The organism is Exiguobacterium sp. A1_3_1 (assembly GCF_048985645.1).
GTDB classification, from domain to species: Bacteria; Bacillota; Bacilli; order Exiguobacteriales; family Exiguobacteriaceae; genus Exiguobacterium_A; species Exiguobacterium_A indicum.
In genome coordinates this window covers 1-3,374 of record NZ_WBYY01000250.1, presented here as the reverse complement: position 1 = coordinate 3,374, position 3,374 = coordinate 1, and the positions used below count along the sequence as shown (strand labels likewise).

4 protein-coding genes are annotated in these 3,374 nt (G+C 47.7%); 1 reads left to right on the top strand and 3 read right to left on the bottom strand.

The window, feature by feature from the left end; all coding sequences use genetic code 11:
• Positions 1-945, bottom strand: a 945-nt coding sequence (locus tag F8N00_RS17195) for an MFS transporter (RefSeq protein WP_421018663.1), incomplete at its 3' end; no start/stop codon positions are given.
• 120 nt (positions 946-1,065) lie between these two features.
• On the opposite strand from F8N00_RS17195, the gene F8N00_RS17190 reads away from it, so the two are divergent.
• A complete protein-coding gene (locus tag F8N00_RS17190; protein WP_421018662.1) occupies positions 1,066-2,256 on the top strand; it encodes a helix-turn-helix domain-containing protein in 1,191 nt (396 codons plus the stop codon).
• Between the two features lie 29 nt (positions 2,257-2,285).
• On the opposite strand, the gene F8N00_RS17185 is transcribed toward F8N00_RS17190, so the two are convergent.
• Positions 2,286-2,465 (bottom strand): hypothetical protein, encoded by a 180-nt coding sequence (locus tag F8N00_RS17185; protein ID WP_023467740.1) that lies wholly within the window; start codon positions 2,463-2,465, stop codon positions 2,286-2,288.
• Between the two features lie 87 nt (positions 2,466-2,552).
• The coding region (locus tag F8N00_RS17180; RefSeq protein ID WP_421018661.1) for an NlpC/P60 family protein at positions 2,553-3,374 on the bottom strand (822 nt) is incomplete at its 5' end.

Sequence of the window (3,374 nt, the reverse complement as noted above, 5' to 3'; positions counted from 1 at the left end):
AAAAGGTAGTAGTAGAGCAGGTGGAACATAGCCGAGTAGGGCAAGTGCAGGAAGCGCATAACAAGAGGCGATTAAAAAGAGCGACTCGAATATCGTGCGTAACGGACGTTTCACCGTAAAGCGAGGTAAGGCAAGAAGCAACGAAGCGACAAGAAGACCGGCACCGAGTGCGGACTCGACCATTCCAAACCGAAATGGTGTGAATTGCAGTCGATCGAGCAAAATGATCGGTAACAAGATTTCGAAAGCGACAAAAAAGAAGTTCAGGACGATCGCCATCAGGACGAGTGTCGTCAAGACCGGTTGACGGAACAGATAGCGGTAGCCTTCTTTAAACTCCGAGACGAAAGACGGCGTATCGGTAGTAGCCAGAGGAGCGGTATCCACAGCAAGAAAGCGGAGGCGGCTATTCCACCAGGCAGCAGAAGCAAACAAGAGAAACGGTAAGATCAAGAATTGCGTGATGGAGACAGCGGCGATAAGCAATCCCGCAACGAGTGGCGCAGTGATCGTTGAGGTCGATTGAATCGTTGAGAAGAGCGCGTTCCCGCATTGTAACTCCTCTTCTGCTACAAGTCGCGGTAACGAGCTAGATAAGGTGACGGACAGGAACGTCGACAGGCTCGTCAAGAGGACACTAGCAACGATGTAATGAACGGTATGTAGAGGGGCTTGTAGCGAATAGAGCAAAAGTCCAAACAAGACGAGTGCACTTAAGCTTTCGGTCATGACGATGATTCGTTTCCGGTTCCAACGATCGGCGAGGACACCAGCGACCGGTGAAAGCAAAATCCGTGGCACTGATCCTGCAAGCAGGACGAGCGCAAACTGAAAACCAGACGATGTTTCCCGTAAGACGGTCAGTCCGGCGACGAACGTAAAGAGACTAGCTGCGAACAACGAACAAAACTTTCCGAATAAGACACGCTTTAAATTAAATGACATCCTGTTCACTCCTTCAGAGTTAAATTTTATTGAACTTTAGTGTAGAATAAAGGAGTGGAAGAAAAATGTAAAGATAAAGTTCAATAAAATTTAACTTTTATGATAAAAGGAGTGACAAGTGTGTTAGGGGAACGTATCAAACAGATCCGAAAACAGAAAAAAATGACGCAAACGGACGTTGCGACCGGCATCATCACGAAGTCGATGCTCAGTATGGTCGAGAACGGGAAAGCAACACCGTCAGTGCCTGCACTACAGGCGATTGCTAGGCGATTACAAGTGACAGTCGAAGAATTAATGCTCGATCCGCGGGATGTTCAGATGCGGGAACTCCTTGAAACGATCCGTTCACGAGATACCTCGTATCATTCGGACGAAAAGGTTCGGGAAATTCTGCATCCGTATTTAGTGCCAGAGACAAACTCTTACTGGCAAGGACAGGTCTTTCAGGAATATGGGGATGCCCTCCGAACGTCTGACCCGGAGCTTGGTTTGATTTATTTCGAGAAAGCAGAACGGGTTTTTCAACAGCTCGGTCGTCAAGATGAACAATTACTTGCCCAAATCGCAAAAGTTTACTTTTTATTCAATCTCAAACGGACGAAGGAAGCGTATGAGCTGATCGAAGCAATGGATATACCACGTGAGATTCCACTTGCACCGAAAACCTATTTAAAGCTTCAAATCCTGCGTGCGCTCCGAGCAAGTTTGTTCGATGATCACTACACAGAAGCGATCGCCTTATTGCGTGAAGGGGTTCAGTATATGCGGGAGCAAGATGTCTATTATCATGTCATTTCGTTTCAACGTTTCCTCGGATTGTTTTTATATCTAGAAGGGGAAATCGAACAATCACGGCAAGAGTTTGATCGACTGGAGCAGTTTTTTGCATTTAGTGAAACGACTGCCGTCGGACGAATCGAAGTCGATTTAACGAAAGGACTCATCGCGATTTTTGAAAACGATACGGACGGCATGCAAATGGCGTGGGAAAAACTCGTCACTGTGGCGATCGATGACGCGAAGCATTACATCGGACAACTCGAAGTCCATCTCCTTGTCAACGGCATCGAATTACCGAATCAGACGCTGCAGCAGAGCGTCGATAAGATATGGGAGATGCAAGATGCGTGGCTTGCCGCGAGTGGATTCGACCAAGCGATGATGCTACAGACGCTCGTACTAGCGATGCAACGAGGGATTGGTCAGGAACGGCTGGAGGATGTCATTCGATTGAAGGATGATCTTCAAAGCGAACGACTCAAAGGCGATCTTGAGCGAGAGATACAAGCATTGGTTAAGGTTCAATGACAAAAAAACAGGCATGAGGCGAGTGCGCTTCATGCCTGTTCGTGTAAGGATGTCGTTCTTCTGAAAATCAATAAGACGCAAGCGGCGACGGAAACGATCAAGTGACCGATATAGACGTCTCCCGTCTGGATATAATGCAAGAGCATCGAGCCACCAAAAATCAATAAGGCAAGAAAGAGAAGCCGAACATACAGTGTTTTGTAAGACATGCAGACACATCCTTTCCATATCCAGTATATCCCAAAGTGAAGTGGTAAGACAAAAAACATCCACCCCGAGGGATGGATGAGGAAAGTTTAAAGTGATTTAAAGCCTAATAGTTTTTGCGTCCAGTAACGTTCCGATACACGGCTGATACCTAAAGCAGGTTCATTTGCATGAATGAACTGATCATTGTTCAGCATGATGCCAATATGTGTCGGACCAGCGGCATAGGTGTTTTCGAAGAAGATGATATCGCCACGCTTCGGTTGACGTAATTTTGATAACTTCGCTCCGAGATACCGATCATCGTTCCAGTAACCGTTGACGTTCGTCCGTCCGACAGCATAGCCAGCGGCATTCAACGTGTAATTCACAAAACCAGAGCAATCGAATCCACCATTGACGGGGCTACTTGATCCCCAGACGTATGGTGTACCAAGATATTGTTGCCCAATCGAGATCGCACGTTCCATCAATGTCGAACCAGGTACGGTCGTCACAGGAGGTGGTGGCGTGACCGGAGGCGTCGTCGTGACGGATCCCGTCGTGATGTAACTCTTCGCAACATAGTAGAGACCCGTTCCAATCTTGATCTGGTACCAGCCGCTATCTTTTCCTGTCGTTTCACCTGTGACATTGACCGTTGAGCCGTGTCCGACTTGCGTGAAGACTTTAGAAGACGTCGAAGGCAATGTGCGGACGTTCAGCCCGGTTGGGGCATTGACGCGATACGTCTTCGAAGCATCAACCGGCGTCACAGAGACTCCGGGAGTCGTTGGTGTTGTTGGTGGCGAAGCTTTTGTTGAAGCTTTGACATAAGTTGAAGCAACATACGCTTCTTTTCCGTCGAGCTTGACTTGGTACCACGAATCAACGGCACCTGTGACATCGAGTACTGTCTGATGGGGTAATGT